The sequence below is a fragment of the Bradyrhizobium sp. SZCCHNR1053 genome (assembly GCF_032381235.1).
Taxonomy (GTDB): domain Bacteria; phylum Pseudomonadota; class Alphaproteobacteria; order Rhizobiales; family Xanthobacteraceae; genus Bradyrhizobium.
Genome location: NZ_JAUHJM010000004.1, coordinates 108,421 through 127,437, shown reverse-complemented (window position 1 = coordinate 127,437; position 19,017 = coordinate 108,421). Strand labels below are relative to the sequence as shown.

Genomic DNA, 19,017 nt, shown 5'->3' with positions numbered 1-19,017 from the left:
GCGCCGTGGCGCTCCGTGTGGATTCGCCGCCTTCCTGGCCTCGCTGGGCGGGGCAGTCGCGCTCGACCTCAAGCGGCTGTTCTTCCTGCTCATCATCATCCCCGTGATCGTGCTGTTCCTCATCGTGTTCGGCGTGATCGGCGGCTGTGTCGTTCGTAGGACGTGCTCGCCGCTGGCCGAAGGCTTGGGTCTCGGCCTGATCCTGGCGTGGTCGCTTGGGGTGTCGTTTCCGATGTTCCCGCCGGGCTAGCGCGCGTTTCCGACGTGTGCGAACGAACGTGCTGTACTACGATCATGAACGCGGACATGAAGCACGCGCTTCGGGCGCGCCGTCGCCCCTTTCCGACCCGACATGCGTCGCCTACGATCCGATGGAGCCAGCATGGCAAAACACCGCATCTACACGACGAGCTTCGCGAGCGTGTACCGATTGTACGTCGCGAAGGCCGAGAAGAAGGGACGCACCAAGGCAGAGGTCGATCAGGTGATCTGCTGGCTGACGGGCTATGGCCAAAACGAGCTTGAGTCCCGGTTGGAACGTCAGACGGACTTCGAGACCTTCTTCGCGCAGGCGCCTGCGATGAATCCCGCGCGGACCTTGATCAAGGGCATGATCTGCGGCGTCCGCGTGGAGGATGTCGAGGAACCGACGATGCGGGAGATCCGCTACCTGGACAAGCTGGTCGATGAGCTGGCGCGGGGAAAGGCAATGGACAAGATCCTGCGCAAGGCATGATCGCAACCCGCGACGCGATCTTCCTCAGTCCTGCTCCTGCCCTGGCGCCTGCCGCAGCATGAAATGGCCGAAGGCGGTGGCGATCGGCTTCGTCGCATCGTCCTGCCAGGCGCGGGCCTCGAAGGCGACGACGCGGCGGCCCTGCTTGACGATCGACGCTGATGCGATGGTGTCGAGCGCACGGCCCGACCTCAGATAGTTGATGGTGAGGCCGACCGGCTTCGGCGGCGCCGTGGCGCCGAGCTCGCGCATCACGGTGACGATCGCCGCGGTTTCGAGAAACGCACCGGTCATGCCGCCATGGATCGCAGGCAGCACGGGATTGCCGATGATCCGGCGCGAGAACGGCATCACCAGCGTGTCGTTCTCGGCGAAGCGGATGCCGAGGCTGCGCGCGAACGGACTGGTGGGAAACGGCCCCATCGGATCGTCCGGTGCGTCGAGCGGCGGTGGCACGCCGTCGAAGGCCGCCCGGTCGGTCAGCATGTTGGTGCGGTTGGCGCCAATCATGAAGCAGGCGGTCGCGGTGGCGACCGGTGCGGTCTCCTCCTCCTGATAGGCGGTGGCGCGCACGAACGCGATCGAGCGGGTGACGCGGAAGCATACCGCATGGGCCTTGACGTCGAGACCGGGGGTCGCCGGCTTCTGATAGTCGATGCGCAGATCGAGCGTGGCGATCGCCCGGCTGCCGTCGAGCGCGAGTTGCACCGCCATGCCACAGCTCTCGTCGAGCATCGCGGTGACGACGCCGCCATGGATGACGCCGGTCTCGCTGTCGCCGACGAACACCGGACGATAGGGCAAGGTCGACCAGGCCTCGCCGGGCGCGAACCGGTCCATCCTGAGCCCGCTGATATGGCCATAGACCGAGCGGCGCTGCCTGATGGCCTCGGCGAGCTCGTCGAATGCCGGCGGTGTGGCGATGGGCGGAATGTTGGACATGCGCGATTTAGATCACGATCCCGAGGACGCACGAAGCCTTTTCCGACGGATTCGAATTGTGTGCCGGCGATCCAGGCCGGATCATCGCCGTCCTGCATCCGCACGATTGAGCGCCGCCGATCGTGCTCACGACTCAAGGCTGCGAGCCTGCATTCCCGCAAAACTACGTGGATGAAATGTTCCGCCGGCGCGGCGCGCTTAGAACATTGGCAACCTTAATATGATCATAATTGCTGCCATCAAATCCCGGAGACCTGTCGATGCGCAGACCCACCAAGACGCCGGACGCCCCGCCGAGCAGCGGCACGGCCTCTCTACGAATTGTCCTGAGCCTGGCGCTCGCAGCCAGCGCCGGTGCGATGTGGTGGAGCAGCGGCGGCGCCAACAGCTTCTCCTTCGGGACCGGAGCGCCTTCGCTCGAGACCCGCGTCGCCGCCCTGACATCGGAGCTGACGCAGCTCAAGGCCGAGACCGCCCAGTTGCGCGACCGCCAGAGCGACACCTCCGGCGAGCTTCTGCAATTGCGCGCCAGCCTCACCACGGCCGAAACGGGCCTGGCCGCCTTGCGCACCACCGCCGACGAGACCGAGGCGCGCCGCCGCGATACGGCCGACAAGATCGAGTCCGATCTCGCGCTGCTGAAGCGCCAGACGATCCGCCTCCGCGGCGCCCAGGAAGATGCGGCGACCGAGCTGAGCGGGCTGCGCACCGCGGCCGCGAACAGCGACGTCACCATCGAGCAGCTCCGGACCTCCACCGGCGAGATGCGTCAGCAGTTGGCACGCATCGAGACCGCCCGCGAGGCGACCAGCTCGATCTCCCGCAGGCCTCACCGTGTCAGGCGCGTGGCGCGCGCGACCGAAGCGCAACATGAGCCGCAGCCTTTCCTGATGCAGTGGCCCGGCGTCATCCCCGCAGGTCGCAACTGATTTGAAGTGCCATCCGGCCTGACCCGCGAACCCAGTCAGGCATCAGGCCGGCTGGTCACCACCAGCCCGGCTGCACCGGCCGGTAATAGGTCGGAGGCGGACCGCGACGGCGCGGCGCCGCGACGGGCTGGCCATCCCAGCTGCGCTGGAAAAAGCTGCCGAAGCCATCGTCATATTCGTCGCCGCTGGCAACGTCGACATTGGTCGTCGGCCGGCGCGTGATGAAGCCGCCCTGCGGCTGGTTGCTCAGCACCGCGACGAACTCGGTCCGATAATTGGTCTCGCTCGACAGCGGCTCGTCCGAGACGATGATCGAGGAGCGCGGCACGGCCGTCGGCGCGATCCGGGCGAGCACGTCCTTCGGAATGGTGATGCGGTCGAGCGCGTCCTTGGCGGTGTCGCCGTCGTCGATGGTCACCGCCGTCCAGCGCAGCCCCGCGCCGTTCTGTGCCACTGCGGTGAACACATGCGTTCCGATCGGCCGGTCGGGATCGCGGATGGTCACCGGCGCCTCGATCGAGGTGTCGAACACCTCGCCGCCGCCGTCGGGGGCCGGCTTGTGCGTGTTGCGCCTGACATAGAGCATCTGCGTGGAACGGCTGATATAGACCGAGACCGGCTCGGTCGCGAGCCTGGCGTCCGTCGCAGCCTTGCTCGTATCGACCTTCCTGGCCGCAGCCGCCTTGGCGGCATCCTTGGTCGAGGTCGCCGCAGCGAGCTTCGCGGTCGCGTCCGACTTGGCGGCCTCGAGCTGCGCCGCCGCGTCGGTCGCCTTGGCGGCGGCCTTCTGATTCGCATCCTCGGCCAGCGTCCTGGCCTGATCGGTCTTGGCGGCGGCCAGCTTCCTGCCGGCGAATTTGAGCTCGGCCTCGGCGCGCGCCTTGGCCTGCTCCAGCTTGCGCAAGGACGCCTTCAGAGCCTTGGCCTCGCGCTCGGCCGCGGCAGCCGCCGCCTTGGCCTCGTCGGCGAGCCTGGCGGCGTCCTCGGCTTCGCGGCCGAGCGTCGCGGCGCGCGAGGGCACCGCGGCGAGCGCCTCTGCGGTCGGCACGAACAAGGCGGGATGGGAGAACTCGACCGGCGCCGGGTCACCGGGCGCGATGATCACCCGCATGCCGATCCAGGTCCGGTCGAACAGCTTCTCGGCAAAGCCATAGGGCATGCGGACGCAGCCATGCGAGGCGGCATAGCCGGGCAGCGGCCCGCCATGCAGCGCCACCCCGTTCCAGGTGATGCGCTGCATGTTCGGCATCCAGGCGTCGTCATAGAGCGTTGAGCGGTGGTCCTTGTCCTTTTCCAGCACGGCGAACACGCCGGCCGGCGTCTCGCGGCCGGAGACGCCGGTCGACACCGGCGCCCGCCAGATCCAGCCGTCGGCGTCGTAGAACGTCACCTTCTGGGCCTTGATCGATACGATCGCCATGATCGGATCGCCATGCGCGCGCGGCGCCGTCGCTTCGGTCGCCGGCGCGGGGCGCGCCTGCCGCGCGTTGGCCGCGGAGCTGGGCATCGCCAGCGCCGCCAAGGCCGCAAGGGTCATCAAGACCGGTCCGCGACGCCGCATCGCTGCAAGGTTCTGAGCCGCCGTGGATCGTGTCACCATGCCTTGTCCCGATTCGTCATTGCTGTTCCGCCCGCGCCGGCGCGATCGGCGCAGGACGATCTATACGCTCGATCAAGTCTTGGGGTGAAGTGAGGCGAAGAAGCGTCCCCGAATCACGAGGCCCTCGCCGCAATTGTGTCAGGCTCAGGCAACAAATTAGACTCAAAGCACGCCCGTCTGCCTCTCATCGCTGGAACCCAACGACCCTCATCCAATCACCCGCCGGTTGCCCATCGCTTAACGCCGAGCAGGCCGACGGGGTCCGTCGCAGAGGTCCCCTAGCAATTCGCCGACCACAAGGCGCTCGCGTTCCTGAAGCCCGATGCACGAGCGCCGAGCGTCACGGGAGATCGACCTCAAACCTGCTTCTCGAAGAACAGATCCGGATATGGATCGTCGTTGAAGCGGTCGATCTCGGTCCAGCCGGTGCGGCGATAGAGCTGGACGGCCTCGGTCAGCGCGCTGTTGCTGTCGAGGCGGAGCGTCGTGATCGACAGCTTTCGCGCGGCGTCCTCGGCCGCATCCATCAGCCGCCGGCCGAGGCCAAGCCCGCGCGCCGCGGGCGCGACCCACAGCCGCTTGATCTCGGCGACATCGCCGCCGCTGCCCTTCAGCCCGACGCAGCCGAGCGGCAGGCCGTCGGACAGCGCGACGAAGAAGGCGCCGCGCGGGGGCGTCATGTCGGCGGCGTCGGGATCGCGCGACAGCGAAACGTCGAAGCCGCGTTCGAACCGTCTCGACAGCTCGGCGTAGTACTCGCCGAGGCAATAGCGCGACTGCTCGCTCCTGGGATCGGTCTCCTCGATTTTGATGCGGCTGCGTCCGAGCGCGGCCGCGACCAGGTCCATCGCCGCCAAGAGCGCCTCGGGCTGCCCGTGACGCGCCAGCATCGATTCGGCCTGAGCGTTGGAGAGCGTCTCATAGGCCTCGAATTCGCGCCGCCCGGCGGCTGTGAGCCTGGCGATGCGGCGGCGCGCGTCGTCGGGATGCGGCCTGGTCGTCACCAGCCCCTCCTCCTCCAGGCTGCGCAGCAGCCTGCTCATCAGCCCGGAATCGAGCGCGAGATAGTCGCGCAGATCGGCGACGTCGCTGCGGCCATGGCCGATCGCATTGAGCACGCGGGCCGCCCCGAGCGGCCGCCCGCGCCCGAGAAACGAGGTGTCGAGCGCGCCAACCTCCGAGGTGACGGCGCGGTTGAAGCGGCGGACGCGAGAGATGGGGTCGAGCATGATGTCTGACTTTAGTCAGATATATCCCTCTGTCAATCGTCCGGGCCCGTGTTGCCCGCACTGTCATCATCCGCCACCGGGTCTCGCCTTCGGCGAGCCCAATGACAGGCTCCGGCGGATGATCCAGCACGCCGCGGCGTCGCGATTGCCCACGACCGTCTCTGGAATACTGGATCGTCCGCCGTCGCGGACGATGACAGTGTGGTGGAGACGATCAGCAGCGTCTTCGTGGAGCGAGACAACGCAAACGCAGGCCGTCTTTGGTGCCCGCTCCACGCGACAAAAGCATCCCAAACAAAAAGGGCGGCCCAGCCGCCGGCCGAAGCCGGATGCCGGACCGCCAGGTTTTCCCCGGGAGGAACTCAGTTCAGAAGCTTGGCGACGTTGTCCTTGGTGACGAGATCGAGGCCGGTGTAGATCACGTCCGGCACCTTCTCGCCCTTCTTGATCGCGAGCAGCGTGTCCATCGCCTTCTCGCCCATCTCGAACGGGCGCTGGCCGGTCAGCGCGTTGGAATAGCCGTCACGCAGCAATTCGAGCTGCATCTTGAGCGTGTCGGCGACAACCAGCGTCAGCTTGCCGGCGTCGATGTCCTTGCGGTTCTTGTTGACGAAGGCCTTGTAGCCCTCGGGCGCGAACATCGGCCAGCCGCCGATCGGCACGATGGCGCCGAGATCCGGCGTCGCGGTGCGCAGATCGGCCATCTGCTGCACGGCGAGCGCGGGATCGTCGTTGCAGAAGGTCGGCGAGCCCGCCACCTCCGTCCACTTCGAGCCCTTCAGCGCCTCACGCACGCCATCGACGCGCTCGGCGAGGTTCTTGGCGCCGGGGCCGCCGGAGACGACGGCATATTTGCCGCCGTCGGGTCGGAGCTGCAGCAACTGCTTGCCGAGCGCCAGCCCGAAATCCTTGTTGTTGGTGCCGATATAAGCGATGCGCTTGGAGCCCGGCGCATCGGCATCGAAGGTGATCACCGGAATGCCGGCGGCGGTCGCCGCCTCGATCGACTTCGTCATCGCGGCAACGTCGGCCACCGAGATCGCCAAGCCGTCGACCTTCTGCGTGACGAAGTCCTGGATGATCTGCGCCTGGGTGGCCGGCTCGTGCTCGACCGGACCCTTGTAGATGCACTCGACGTTGCCGAGCTCCTTGGCGCGCTTCAGGCAGCCGTCGCGCGCGACGTCGAAGAACGGATTGTTCATCGCCTTCGGCACGATGGCGAAGCGGTATTTGGTCTCGGCCTGCGCCGGGGCCAGCATGATCGCGAGCGATGCGACCGCATAGAGCAGCTTCTTCATGGGTTTCCCTCCTCCATGTCTATCCCTGATGATTGTCTGTTCCGGGTGAGGATAGACGCGCTTGTCATCCCGGCCAGTATTCGTCACAGCAGGCGTGCGCGGATACGATCCACCAGCACGGCGGCGATGATGATCACGCCGACCAGAGTCTGCTGCCAGTAGGAGTTGACCTGCGCCAGCACCAGCCCGTTCCTGATCACCTCGAGCAGCACGCAGCCGACGATGGCACCGAGCGGGCCGCCGAGACCGCCGGCGAGGTTGGCGCCGCCGATCACGGCCGCCGCGATCACGTTGAGCTCGTAGGACGTCGCCATGTTGGCGGGCGCGGAGCCGAGCCAGCCGGAGATGATGATGCCCTGCAGGCCGGCGGCGAGCGCGCCGATCACATAGACCTCGATTTTCACGCGGGGCACCGAGACGCCGGTCAGCTCCGCCGCCTTCTCGTTGCCACCGATCGCGAACACGTGGCGGCCGAACGCGGTGTGGTGCAGCACCAGCGCCATCACCAGCGCCAGCGCAATCAGATAGATGAAGGGCGCCGGCACGCCGTAGACATCGCCCTGCGTCAACGCATAGAAATAATCGGCGTCGGGGCCGCCGGGGAAGCTGCCCTTGCCGTTCGAGATCACGTAGCTGAGACCGCGCACGATCGACAGCATGCCGAGCGTGGTCACGAACGGCGACAGCCCGAGCAAGGCGATGCAGACGCCATTGATCAGGCCGACGACGAGCGAGACCGCAAGGCCTGCCAGCACCGAGACGATCAGGATCAGGCCGGGCACGTTGGCGACCACGGTCTTGCCGTCCGCGGCGAGATGCACGAACAGCGATGACAGCGGCATCCCCGGTGTCGACAGCGTCGTCATCACCATCGAGGTGATCATCGCCGCGAAGCACATCATCGAGCCGACCGACAGGTCGATGCCGCCGGTGATGATCACGAAGGTGATGCCGAGCGTCGCAATGGCGATGAAGGAAAAGTTCTTGGCGACGTTCTGCAGATTGCCCTCGGTCAGGAAATAGGGACTGGCGAAGCTCATCACGATGATGAGGGCGATGAGCGCCAGCGTGACATAAGCGGTCTGCGAGGCGAACACGCCGCGGTGCCACCATCTGATGGCGCCGACATTGGTGAAGGTGACTTCGGTGCCGGCGGAGCGGGTCTCGGATGGAACGGACATCACGCCGCCTCCTTGGCGCCGGTGATCAGCGCAGTCACTTCCTCGGGGCTGGTCTCGCCGACCGGCTTGTCGGCCTTCTTCTCGCCGCGACGCATCACCACGACGCGATCGCACACCGCGAAGATGTCGGGCATGCGGTGCGAGATCAGGATGACGGCGATGCCCTGCTCCTTCAGCCGATGGATCAGGCTCAGCACCTGCTCGACCTGGCGCACCGAGATCGCCGCGGTCGGCTCGTCCATCATCACGAGCTTGGCATTGGACAGCCGCGTGCGCGCGATCGCCACCGCCTGGCGCTGGCCGCCCGACATGTCCTTGACCAGATCATGCGGGCGTGTCTCCGAGCGCAGCTCGCGGAACAGCTCGAGCGCGCGCGCCTCCATGCCCTTGTGGTCGAGCAGCACCAGCGGGCCGAAATTGCGCTTCAGCTCGCGACCGAGAAACACGTTGGCGGCGGCGGTGAGATTGTTGGCGAGCGCCAGGTCCTGGTAGACGACCTCGATGCCGACGCTGCGCGAATCCATCGGACGATGGAAATGCACATCGCGGCCGCCGAAACGGATGGTGCCCTGGCTCGGCGGAAAATTGCCGGCGATGATGCGCACCAGGGTGGACTTGCCGGCGCCGTTGTCGCCCATCAGGCCGACGACCTCGCCGGCGTCGATCGAAAGATCGACGCCGTGCAGCGCGCGGATCGCGCCGAACTGCTTGCCGAGGCCCTTCAGCTCCAAGACTGGCTCCAAGACCGGCTGCGCGGCGGTGCTCATCACGGCTCGCTCAGCCTCATTCGTCATCGTGCGCAGGCTGCTGTCATCAGACATAGCGATTTACCACGCTTTCGAGATATTCCTGCCGGCCGGAGCGCGGCTGCGGATCGAGGCCGGTGTTGACGGCGCGGTCGGCGAGCTCGGCGAGCGAGCGGCGGCCGGCGAGGATCGCCTGCCCCTCCTCGCCGTCCCAGCCGGCGTAGCGCTGCGCGAGCGGCGCCGTCAGGGCACCGTCCTCGAGCATCTGATCGGCGGCGATCAGCGCACGCGCGCAGGCGTCCATCGAGCCGACATGGGCGTGCAGCAGATCATCCGGATCGATCGACTGCCGGCGGATCTTGGCATCGAAGTTCAGGCCGCCCGTGGTGAAGCCGCCGCCCTTGAGCATGTCGTGGAACACCAGCGCCAGCTCCGGCACGTTCATCGCGAACTGGTCGGTGTCCCAGCCCAGCAGATCGTCGCCGCGGTTGATGTCAAGCGAGCCGAACACGCCGAGCGCCTGCGCCAGCGCGATCTCGTGCTGGAACGAGTGGCCGGCGAGGATGGCGTGGTTCTGCTCGATGTTGAGCTTGACGTCATCGAGCAGATCGTAGCGCCGCAGGAAGCCGTAGCAGGTGGCGACGTCGAAGTCGTACTGATGCTTGGTCGGCTCCTTCGGCTTCGGCTCGATTAGCAGCGGCCCCTTGAAGCCGATCTTGTGCTTGTGCTCGACGACCAGCGCGACGAAACGGCCGAGCTGGTCGAGCTCGCGCTTCATGTCGGTGTTGAGCAAGGTCTCATAGCCCTCGCGGCCACCCCACAGCACGTAGTTCTGCCCGCCGAGGCGGTGCGTCACTTCGAGCGCGGCGCGGACCTGCCCCGCCGCATAAGTGAAGACATCCGGATCGGGATTGGTCGCGGCGCCCGCCATGTAGCGGCGATGCGAGAACAGGTTGGCCGTGCCCCACAGCAGCCGCACCTTGGCAGAGGCCATCTTCTGCTCGAACAGGTCGGCGATGGCGTTGAGATTGGCGACCGACTCCTTCAGCGTCGCGCCTTCCGGCGCGGCGTCGACGTCGTGGAAGGTGAAGAACGGCACGTCGAGCAGCCGGAACAATTCGAACGCGACGTCGGCCTTGGCGCGCGCCATTGCCAGCGCATCATCGCCATGCTGCCAAGGCCGCAGGAAGGTCTCGCCGCCGAACGGATCGCTGCCCGGCCAGCAGAACGAATGCCAGTAGCAGACCGCGAAGCGCAGATGATCCTCCATCCGCTTGCTCCTGATCAAGCGGTCCTTGTCGTACCAGCGGAACGACAGCGGGCTGCGCGACTCGGGCCCGCCATAGGTGACGGTTGCGCCGGTCTGGAAGAAGGGAGCCTGAACGTTCACGAGGGTCTACTCCTTGAGAGCGGGATAGAGCTTGCGCCATTGCGCGTAGGCAGCGTCGTATGCCGCGCGCTGCGGCGCGCGGGGTTCGAAACTCTGCAGCCGCTGTGGCCTGCGGCAGACATCGGCCGGTGCTTCGCCGGTCGCGGCGAGACGGCCGAGCCGCGCGGCGCCGATAGCGGCGCCGACCTCGCCCTCCTCGACCCGGTGTACGGTGACGCCGAGCACGTCGGCCATGATCTGCGCCCACAACAAGGAGCGCGAGCCGCCGCCGACCAGATCGAGCTCTTTGATCGGCTGCGCGCTACGCGCGAGCGCGGCGAACATGTCGCGTGAGGCAAACGCCACGCCCTCAAGCACCGCCTGCACGAGATCACCGCGGCCGGCGGCGCTGCGCAGGCCGACGAAGGCGCCGGCGGCATGGGCATCGTTGTGCGGGGTGCGCTCGCCGTCGAGATAAGGCAGGAACTGCACCGGGCTCGGACGTTCGACGCGCGTGCCGAGCGGCGCCAGCAGCGCGGCTTCCGGCGTCTCGAGAATGCGCGCCAGCCACGCCAGCGAGGCCGCGGCCGACAGCATCACGCCCATCTGATGCCACAGCCCGCCGAGCGCATGGCAGAACGCATGCACGGCCGCTTCCGGCGCCGGCGCGAAGCGGTCGGTCACCCGGAACAGCACGCCTGATGTGCCGAGCGACAGGAAGGCATCGCCGGGCGTGATGGCACCGAGTCCGATTGCGCTCGCCGCGTTGTCGCCGGCGCCGCCTGCGATCACGACATCAGCGCCCATGCCCCAGCGCCGCGCCAGTTCGGGCGACAACACGGCGCTCCGCTCATTGCCCTCGACCAGGCGCGGCATGTGATCGAGACCGAGCCCGGTCGCCGCCAGCAATTTCTCCGACCAGCGCCGCGCGCCGACGTCGAGCCACAGGGTGCCGGCCGCATCCGACATGTCCTCGACCATCTCGCCGGACAGCCGATAGCGCACATAGGCCTTCGGCAGCAGCACCGTCGCGACCTCTGCAAAGATCTTCGGCTCGTGCTTCGCCACCCAGACGAGCTTCGGCGCGGTGAAGCCGGGCATCGCGAGATTGCCGGCGATCGTGTGCAATTCGGGGCAGCGGCGTTCGAGCTCGGCGCATTCGGCTTGCGAGCGGCCGTCATTCCACAGGATCGCGGGACGCAGCGGCCGGCCGTCGCGACCAAGCAAGGTCGCGCCGTGCATCTGGCCGGACAAGCCGATGCCGCGCACCGCTGACGTCTCACGCGGACGCTCACGCGCGAGATCATCCACCGCGCCGATGACGGCCTCGACCCAGTGATCCGGATTCTGCTCGGACCACAGCGGCTGCGGATGCGACAGCGACAGCGGACGCGAGGCGTTCGCGATCAGCGCGCCCGTCTCGTCCTCCAGCACGGCCTTCACGCCGGATGTGCCGACATCCAGTCCGAGAAACACGACTCCACTCCTCCCACACGGACCGCCAGGCGCCTCGGCGATCTGCGTCGCCTCGAAACCAGCGCCTCGGTCGTTTCTCATTCCGTGTTCGGGCCGACCGCATCACCGCGGCCATCCGCTCACGGCAGATTGTCCCGCATCACGATGTCGATGCGGATCGTCTCCTGTTCGCTCAGGATCGGCTCGCCGCGCGCCAGCGCCAGGAGCACGCGCACGGCAGAGCGCGCCTCGTGTCCCGGGTTCTGCGAAATCGCCGCATCCATCACGCCGTTCAACAGCAGCTTGCGCGTCAGCGCCGTCACATCATGGCCGACGAACACGATGTCATCGACCCTCCCCGACTCGGTCAGCGCCTTGGCGACGCCGGCCGTGCCAGCGCCGACATTGTAGAGCCCGACGATGTCGCGATACTCGGTCAGCAGCTCGCGCATGAGGTGCTCCGAGCGATCGTCCACATCATGCCCCTCAGCAACCGGCAAAACCTCAAGTTGCCGAAACTCCGCCGCCAGAACCTGGCCGAAGCCGAAGATGCGCTCGGCATGATCGCGCAGGCCTTGCGAGCCGGCCATGATCGCGACCCGCCCCGCCCTGCCGCCGGCGAAGCGTCCGACCAGCGCACCCGCGGTGCGGCCAGCGGCGATGTTGTCGATGCCGACATAATGATGCCGCCGCGACGACGGCACGTCGGAGACCAGAGTCACGACCTTGGCGCCGGACTCGACGAGATCATTGATCGCGGCGCGCACGCTCGGATGGTCGAGCGCCACCACCGCCGCACCGTCTACGCGACCGACCAGATCTTCGAGCTTGCCGGCCAGCACAGCCGGATCGAACACGTCCGTCGTGACGACATCGACCGAGAGCCGGCGCGCGGCCATCCAGCTCGCCAGCTCGCCGAGATGCGCCTGAATCTGCTGCATGAAGGGATTGGCACCGGACGGCATCACGAAGGCAAAACGCCGCGAGCGGGCACGGGCGAGTTCGGAGGCCGCCGCATGCGGCTGGAACGCACTGCGCGCCATCGCATCCTTGACGCGTCGCACCGTGTCCGGGCGCACGCCCGGCCGGTTGTGCAGCACGCGGTCGACGGTGGCGAGGCTCACGCCCGCCTGCCGCGCAATATCCCGCAATGTCAGCGGCGCGTTCATGATCCTCCCCTTTGGGTTGAGGACCATAGCGCGGTTTTTGAGGTGCGCAACTCATTTTTCAGGGCGCGCGGGGAGGCCGACAGACTTTAGCAGTTGGCGCTAATCCAACAGCGCGCCCCGATCATCTGTCCGCCGATCTCGAGCTGAGCGAAGTTGCACCAGCGAAACACGGCGTCATCCTCCAAGCGGCCGCGGAGCGGTGACGGGGCTGACGGTCGCGTGTTCGATCAACATGCTGCATCCTGCTCATGGGGCTCGCGGGCAGCCGACGTTCCTGCGCGCATTGAACGCGATCTGCCCGGCCTCCTTCGAAAATTTTCCGCTTTCCAGAAAATTTCTCTTTCGCTTTATCGGAAGATGTGCTTATCTCCCGCCATCCCGCCTCAACGAGAGGGGCGTTGCGCGCGATCGTCACGACACGCGAGGCGGGGATGCGGTGGCCGCGAGAGTTCGAGAGCAGGCTCGCGAGAGCATGCGGACGAGCGATCTCTTGCGGACGTGAAGTCGCAGCGTCCTGACACCCCGATGCTGGTGTTACGTTCGCGACGGCGCTCGAGGCGCCGCGCGGATCATGGTGGCCAGAAAGCCCGGCGCACCAGGGAGACTGCGTATAAGCGTGAGACTGCCGCGCAGGGAATGCCGGAGTGTTCGGCTGCACCTGTGGTACCTGCCGCCTGCATTTTTTTCGCAGGCGGGCCATGGGTGAGGCCTTCACCCGGCATTCCCTGCGCCCTCTCGATTTTGGGAGGGCCGAGTTGATCGCAGACCTCGGGCATCATGTGCCGCGAGACCGCGTTGCCACGTCCTGCCTGCGCTGTTTGAGACGTGAATCCGATCTATCCCAACCGTCGTCCCGGGCAAGCCGTGAGGCGCGAAGCGCGTCACGGCGCCGACCCGGGACCCACACTCCGCGGCAGTCATGATGGGCACAAAGCCAATCGCCAGCCTGCCTCAAACCGCTCCCTGGGGGTATGGGTCCCGGCGTTCGCCGGGACGACAGCGAGGCGACTGATGCGTGGTGCCATCAAGCAGCGCAGGCGAAACGCGTCGCGTTGACCTCGCTCAGAACGGCAGTCCGACATAGTTCTCCGCCAGCGACCGCTGCGCGGCCTCCGACGAGAACAGATAAGCGAGCTCGGTGTCCTGCAGTCTGTCGTCGTAGGACAACCGGTCGGGGAAACGATGCAAGAGCGTCGTCATCCACCAGGAGAAGCGCTGCGCCTTCCAGATCCGCGCCAGCGCCCGCTGCGAATAGCCGTCGATGCCGCGGTCGTCGCCCTTTTTGTAGTGATCGAGCAGCGCATGATAGAGATAGTAGATGTCGGACGCAGCCGAGTTCAGCCCGCGCGCACCGGTCGGCGGCACGATGTGGGCGGCGTCGCCGGCGAGGAACAGCCGGCCGTAGCGCATCGGCTCGGCGACGAAGCTGCGCAGCGGCGCGATGCTCTTCTCGATCGAGGGCCCCGTGATCAGCTTGGCCGCGATCTCCGCCGGCAGCCGGCGCTTCAGCTCCTCCCAGAACGCATCGTCGCTCCAGTCCTCGACCTTGTCGGTGAGCGGCACCTGGACATAGTAGCGGCTCAGCACCTGCGAGCGCAGCGAGCACAGCGCGAAGCCCCGCTCGTGCTTGGCATAGATCAATTCCGGCGACACGGGCTTGGTGCGCGACAGCACGCCGAGCCAGCCGAACGGATACACCCGCTCGTATTCCGTCAGCTTGTCGTGCGGGATCGATTTGCGGCTGACGCCGTGGAAGCCGTCGGCGCCGATGATGTAGTCGCAGTCGATGCGGACGACCTCCTCGTCCTGACGGTAGGTGACGTAAGGCTTGTCGGAGGCGATGTCGTGCGGCGTCACGTCGGTCGCGTTGTGCACGACCTTGCCGCCGAGCTTGTCGCGGGCCTCGTAGAGATCTCGCGTCAGCTCGGTCTGGCCGTAGACCATCACCGAGTTGCCGCCGGAATATTTGTGCAGGTCGACGCGGTCGAGCTTGCCGTCATGGGCGATGTAGAAGCCGTGATGAATCTCGCCCTCGCGGTCCATGCGCTCGCCGCACTGCGCCTCGCGCATCAGCTCGGCAAAGCCGTGCTCGAGCACGCCAGCGCGGATGCGCGACAGCACGTAGTCGCGGCTGGATTTCTCCAGGATGATCGTATCGATGCCCTGCAGGTGCAGGAGCTGCGACAGCATCAGGCCCGACGGGCCTCCGCCGATGATGCAGACTTGGACTTTCATGGGCGTGTTCTCCCGGATTCGCAGACGCAGGCTTGTTGGGTATGCTTTTCAATCGCTGATTTTAGCAAGGAATGTGCTGGGATCACTTGGATGGACGCGGCATTCTCTTGCACTTTTCCGACACCATGCCGCGATGCAAAACGAATGCGAAGGTGGTATCGGGCGGCGCCGATCACCCTTACGGCGGCGCCGCGCCGTCCCCCACCCCCATCGCACGGCGATAGTCGCGCGGGCTCGCCCCGGTGTGCCGCTTGAAGAAGCGGCAGAAATAGGCCGGGTCCTTGAAACCGAGCTCGAACGCCAGCTTCGACACCGGCGCTGCAATATAGGTGAGCCGCCGGCACGCCTCGCGCGCCAGCCGCGCATGCACGATGTCGAGCGCGGACTGGCCGGTCTCAGCCCGCGTCAACCGATTGAGCCGCTCCGGCGTCATGCCGAGCTCGTCGGCGTAGCGCGCCACCGACCAGTGATCGCGGTGATGCGCCTCGACCAGCACGATGAAGCGGGTGAACAGCGCGGCATGCCCGCTGCCGCGCCGCGCGCCTTGCGACTGCCGCGCGCTCTGCTGCGCCAGCCGCCACACGATCGAGCGACCGAGCCAATGCGGCACCGGTGAGGCCGCGGAATCGGCCGCGGCGAACTCGTCGGCGAGGTCGACGAACAGCGCGGCGATGCGCCGCGTCGCGACCGCCTGCGCATCGAGATGCAGGATCTGCGCGGTTGCGAACAGGTCGCGCAGCGCCTCGCCGGTCGCCGGCACATCGCCCTCCACCACCGCCCGCGGATTGAACGTCAGCACATAGCCGTCGGTGTCGCGCGAGAAGCGGAAGGCATGGACCACGCCGGGCGGAATGATCACGGCGACCGGGCCGGTACAGCGCTCGCGGCTTTCGTCCAAGGCGATCTCGGCTGGACCGGCAGCGACCCAGAGGATCTGGTGCAGGCCCTGGTGCGTATGCGCCTCGATCTCCCAGCGATAGAGCTTGCTGCGCACCTGGATCGGCTCGACATGCAGCATGTCCGGCTGCGCGGCCGACGCTTCGCCGTAGAGCGCGAACGCGGGGATCGACGGCTTGGTGCGAAAGCGGGGCATGAGCGAGAGCTAACCCTGAATGTCGGAAAAGTACAAGTCTTGGCCGGCTTTCGTGTCTCACGCCGCGGCCACGGCTCGGCTAGATCAGTGAAAAGAACAACAACGACCACACTCAATGGAGAGGAGGCCCAACATGTTCGCGTTCGACCCGTATTCGCCTGCGGTCGATGCCGACCCGTTCCCATTCTACAAGACGCTGCGCGACGAGCACCCATGCTTCTGGAGCCCGCAGGCCCAGGTGTGGATTCTGTCGCGCTATGCCGATGTGGCGGCGGCCGGAACGAACTGGCAGACCTATTCGTCGGCCAAGGGCAACCTGATGACCGAGCTGCCGAACCGTGCCGGCGCGACGCTCGGCACCACCGACCCGCCGCGCCACGACCGGCTGCGCGGCCTCGTCCAGCATGCCTTCATGAAGCGCAATCTGGAGAGCCTGTCAGGCCCGATCCGCGACATCGCGCGCGACTGCGCCGAGGCACTGCGCGGCCAGGACCGGTTCGACTTCATCGAGGCGTTCTCCTCGAAATTCACCGTGCGCGTGCTGTTCGCCGCGCTCGGCCTGCCGCTCGGCGACGAGCAGACTGTGCGCGACAAGGCGGTGCTGATGGTGCAGAGCGATCCGGTGAGCCGCGCCAAGGGACCGCAGCACATCGCAGCCTACAACTGGATGCAGGACTATGCGGCCGGCATCATCGCGGAGCGCCGCGCGCGGCCGCAGAACGACTTGATCTCGCATTTCAGCATGGCCGAGATCGACGGCGACAAGCTCGACGAGCGCGAGGTGCTGCTGACGACGACAACGCTGATCATGGCCGGCATCGAGTCGCTCGGCGGTTTCATGACGATGCTGGCTTACAATCTCGCCGATCACGCCGAGGCGCGCCGGGCCGTCGTCGCCAATCCCGACCTGATGGCGGACGCCGTGGAAGAGTCGCTGCGCTTCAACACCTCGGCGCAGCGCTTCCGCCGCTGCCTGCAGAAGGACGTCACCTTGCACGGCCAGACCATGCGCGAGGGCGATTTCGTCTGCCTCGCCTACGGCTCCGCCAACCGCGACGAGCGGCAGTTTCCCAATCCGGATGTTTATGACATCAGGCGCAAGCCACGCGGCCATCTCGGCTTCGGCGGCGGCGTGCACGCCTGTCTGGGGTCGGCGATCGCGCGCATGGCGATCAGGATCGCGTTCGACGAGCTGCACAAGGTCGTGCCGGACTATCGCCGCACCCAGGAGCAACTGCCCTGGATGCCGTCCTCGACCTTCCGCAGCCCGATGTATCTCGAGCTGACGGTGCATTAGTCAGTCGCAAGGACGTGATGGCAGGCTCGAGCTCGCGCCTCGCTGACGGTACGACCCCCTCGCCCCGCTTGCGCCGGGCGAGGGGCACCAACGGGTCGACAAGAGCTCAAACCAGCGCGCCGAGATCCGCCGCGCTGAAGCCCTTCAGGCCCGCCTTGTCGCCGGCCTTGATCTTGGCGACCCATTCGGCATCGCTGATCAGCGCGCGGCCGACCGCGATGAGGTCGAACTCCTCCTTGGCCATGCGCTCCAGCAACGCATCGAGATCGGCCGTCGTCGACGGCTTGCCGGCAAACGCCGAGAAGAATTCATCGGACAGGCCGACCGAGCCGACGCTGATGGTCGCAGCCCCCGTGATCTTCTTGGCCCAGCCGGCAAAGTTCAGGCCCTTCTCGCCGTCCACGTCCGGGAATTCCGGCTCCCAGAAACGGCGCTGCGAACAGTGCAGGATGTCGACGCCGGCAGCGACCAGCGGCTGCAGCCAGTCGGCCATCAACGCCGGCGTCTCGGCGAGCCGCGCCGCGTAGTCCTGCTGCTTCCACTGGCTGACGCGCAGGATGATCGGGAAATCGGGACCCACCGCCTTGCGGATCGCGGCGACGACCTCGCCAGCGAAGCGCGAGCGCTCCTTGATGGTGGCGCCACCATAGCGGTCCTCGCGCTTGTTGGTGCCGGACCAGAAGAATTCATCGATCAGATAGCCGTGCGCACCGTGGATCTCGACGGTATCGAAGCCGACCCGCTTGGCATCGGCCGCGGCTTGCGCGAATGCGGCGACGGTGTCGGCAATGTCGTTCTCGCTCATCGCGTTGCCGCGCGGCTTGCCCGGCGCAACCAGCCCGGACGGGCTCTCGACCGGCGCATCGGGCTCCCAGCGGCTCATGCCCTTGGTCGAGCCTGTGTGCCAGATCTGTGGCGCGATGCGGCCGCCGGCGGCGTGCACGGCCGTGGCGACGCTCTGCCAGCCGGCCAGCGCGGCATCGCCGTGGAAGAAGGGAATATTGGGCTCGTTGCGCGAGGCCGGGCGGTTGACGACCGTGCCCTCGGTGAGGATCAGCCCCACGCCACCTTCGGCGCGGCGGCGGTAATAAGCGGCGTTGGCCTCGCCGGGAATGCCGTTCGGCGCCGCATTGCGGGTCATCGGCGCCATGACGATGCGGTTCTTCAGCTCCAGCGTCTTCAGGCGGAAGGGGCGAAACAGCACGCTGGTATCGAGGTCGGACATTCAGGGGGCTCCATTGCGTTCGGAACCGCTCCAGTATACTTCGTAAACCTGAAGTCAATCAGGCACCCAAAGTCGCTCAGGTATATCCGAGGAAACCGCTGTCGTGACCGCCACGTCGACATCAGAGACCGCCCCGCTCCGCTGCAAGCCGCAGCACTTCTCGTCGGAATGCCCGAGCCGGGTGCTGATCGACCAGATCGCCGACAAATGGTCGATGATGGTGCTGGCGGTGCTCGACTCCGGACCGCTGCGCTTCAACGCGATCAAAAAGCAGCTCGAGGGCGTCACCCAGAAGGCGCTGACGCAATGCCTGCGCCGGCTGGAGCGGAACGGCCTCGTCGCCCGCGAGGTGATCGCGGACTCGCCGGTCGCGGTCCAATACGAGATCACGCCGCTCGGCCGTACCCTGCAGCCACCGTTCCGCGCGCTCTACGCCTGGACCATCGCCAAGATGCCGGAGGTCGAGCAGGCGCGTCAGGCGTTCGACGGGCGCCGGGGCCGCTGATCCCAGAC

17 protein-coding genes are annotated in these 19,017 nt (G+C 66.8%); 5 read left to right on the top strand and 12 right to left on the bottom strand.

Annotated features, from left to right (window positions below; all coding sequences use genetic code 11):
- Positions 1 to 103: 103 nt before the first annotated feature.
- Positions 104 to 250 (top strand): hypothetical protein, encoded by a 147-nt coding sequence (locus QX051_RS12680; RefSeq protein ID WP_315776350.1) that lies wholly within the window; start codon positions 104 to 106, stop codon positions 248 to 250.
- Positions 251 to 382: 132 nt separating this feature from the next.
- On the top strand, positions 383 to 736 hold the full coding sequence (locus tag QX051_RS12675; RefSeq protein WP_315776349.1) for a DUF2200 domain-containing protein: 354 nt from the start codon (positions 383 to 385) through the stop codon (positions 734 to 736).
- A 24-nt stretch (positions 737 to 760) separates the two neighbouring features.
- Here QX051_RS12675 and QX051_RS12670 read toward each other — a convergent pair whose 3' ends face one another.
- Positions 761 to 1,678, bottom strand: a complete 918-nt coding sequence (locus QX051_RS12670) for a PaaI family thioesterase (protein WP_315776348.1) — start codon at positions 1,676 to 1,678, stop codon at positions 761 to 763.
- Positions 1,679 to 1,938: 260 nt separating this feature from the next.
- On the opposite strand from QX051_RS12670, the gene QX051_RS12665 reads away from it, so the two are divergent.
- On the top strand, positions 1,939 to 2,607 hold the full coding sequence (locus QX051_RS12665) for a hypothetical protein (protein WP_315776347.1): 669 nt from the start codon (positions 1,939 to 1,941) through the stop codon (positions 2,605 to 2,607).
- Between the two features lie 55 nt (positions 2,608 to 2,662).
- On the opposite strand, the gene QX051_RS12660 is transcribed toward QX051_RS12665, so the two are convergent.
- From QX051_RS12660 to QX051_RS12615, 10 genes are all read right to left on the bottom strand, one after another.
- A complete protein-coding gene (locus QX051_RS12660) occupies positions 2,663 to 4,207 on the bottom strand; it encodes a L,D-transpeptidase (protein WP_315776346.1) in 1,545 nt (514 codons plus the stop codon).
- Between the two features lie 356 nt (positions 4,208 to 4,563).
- Positions 4,564 to 5,436, bottom strand: a complete 873-nt coding sequence (locus tag QX051_RS12655) for a helix-turn-helix domain-containing GNAT family N-acetyltransferase (RefSeq protein WP_315776345.1) — start codon at positions 5,434 to 5,436, stop codon at positions 4,564 to 4,566.
- A gap of 362 nt (positions 5,437 to 5,798) precedes the next feature.
- A complete protein-coding gene (locus QX051_RS12650) occupies positions 5,799 to 6,734 on the bottom strand; it encodes a sugar-binding protein (RefSeq protein WP_315758434.1) in 936 nt (311 codons plus the stop codon).
- Between the two features lie 83 nt (positions 6,735 to 6,817).
- Entirely contained in the window at positions 6,818 to 7,915 is a 1,098-nt protein-coding gene (locus tag QX051_RS12645; RefSeq protein ID WP_315773080.1) for an ABC transporter permease, read from the bottom strand.
- Entirely contained in the window at positions 7,915 to 8,682 is a 768-nt protein-coding gene (locus QX051_RS12640) for an ATP-binding cassette domain-containing protein (protein WP_315776344.1), read from the bottom strand. Before QX051_RS12640 ends, QX051_RS12645 begins: the two co-directional genes overlap by 1 nt.
- Positions 8,683 to 8,728: 46 nt before the next feature.
- Positions 8,729 to 10,051, bottom strand: coding sequence for a xylose isomerase (gene xylA / locus QX051_RS12635; protein ID WP_315776343.1), 1,323 nt, complete (start codon positions 10,049 to 10,051; stop codon positions 8,729 to 8,731).
- A gap of 6 nt (positions 10,052 to 10,057) precedes the next feature.
- Positions 10,058 to 11,506, bottom strand: coding sequence for a xylulokinase (gene xylB, locus QX051_RS12630; RefSeq protein WP_315776342.1), 1,449 nt, complete (start codon positions 11,504 to 11,506; stop codon positions 10,058 to 10,060).
- Between the two features lie 119 nt (positions 11,507 to 11,625).
- Positions 11,626 to 12,654 carry a LacI family DNA-binding transcriptional regulator gene (locus tag QX051_RS12625; RefSeq protein WP_315776341.1) on the bottom strand — a complete coding sequence of 343 codons (1,029 nt, stop codon included), beginning with the start codon at positions 12,652 to 12,654 and terminating at the stop codon, positions 11,626 to 11,628.
- 1,062 nt (positions 12,655 to 13,716) lie between these two features.
- Complete coding sequence (gene pobA / locus QX051_RS12620; RefSeq protein ID WP_315741202.1) at positions 13,717 to 14,889, bottom strand: 4-hydroxybenzoate 3-monooxygenase; 1,173 nt, start codon at positions 14,887 to 14,889, stop codon at positions 13,717 to 13,719.
- 178 nt (positions 14,890 to 15,067) lie between these two features.
- Positions 15,068 to 15,982, bottom strand: a complete 915-nt coding sequence (locus QX051_RS12615) for a helix-turn-helix domain-containing protein (protein ID WP_315773074.1) — start codon at positions 15,980 to 15,982, stop codon at positions 15,068 to 15,070.
- A gap of 133 nt (positions 15,983 to 16,115) precedes the next feature.
- Between QX051_RS12615 and QX051_RS12610 the strand changes: the two genes are divergently transcribed.
- Positions 16,116 to 17,279 (top strand): cytochrome P450, encoded by a 1,164-nt coding sequence (locus QX051_RS12610; RefSeq protein WP_315776340.1) that lies wholly within the window; start codon positions 16,116 to 16,118, stop codon positions 17,277 to 17,279.
- A gap of 106 nt (positions 17,280 to 17,385) precedes the next feature.
- Here the strand turns inward: QX051_RS12610 and QX051_RS12605 are convergent, their stop codons facing one another.
- Entirely contained in the window at positions 17,386 to 18,504 is a 1,119-nt protein-coding gene (locus tag QX051_RS12605; RefSeq protein WP_315776339.1) for an NADH:flavin oxidoreductase, read from the bottom strand.
- 181 nt (positions 18,505 to 18,685) lie between these two features.
- On the opposite strand from QX051_RS12605, the gene QX051_RS12600 reads away from it, so the two are divergent.
- Positions 18,686 to 19,009, top strand: a complete 324-nt coding sequence (locus QX051_RS12600) for a helix-turn-helix domain-containing protein (protein WP_315741221.1) — start codon at positions 18,686 to 18,688, stop codon at positions 19,007 to 19,009.
- The last annotated feature ends 8 nt before the right edge of the window (positions 19,010 to 19,017 follow it).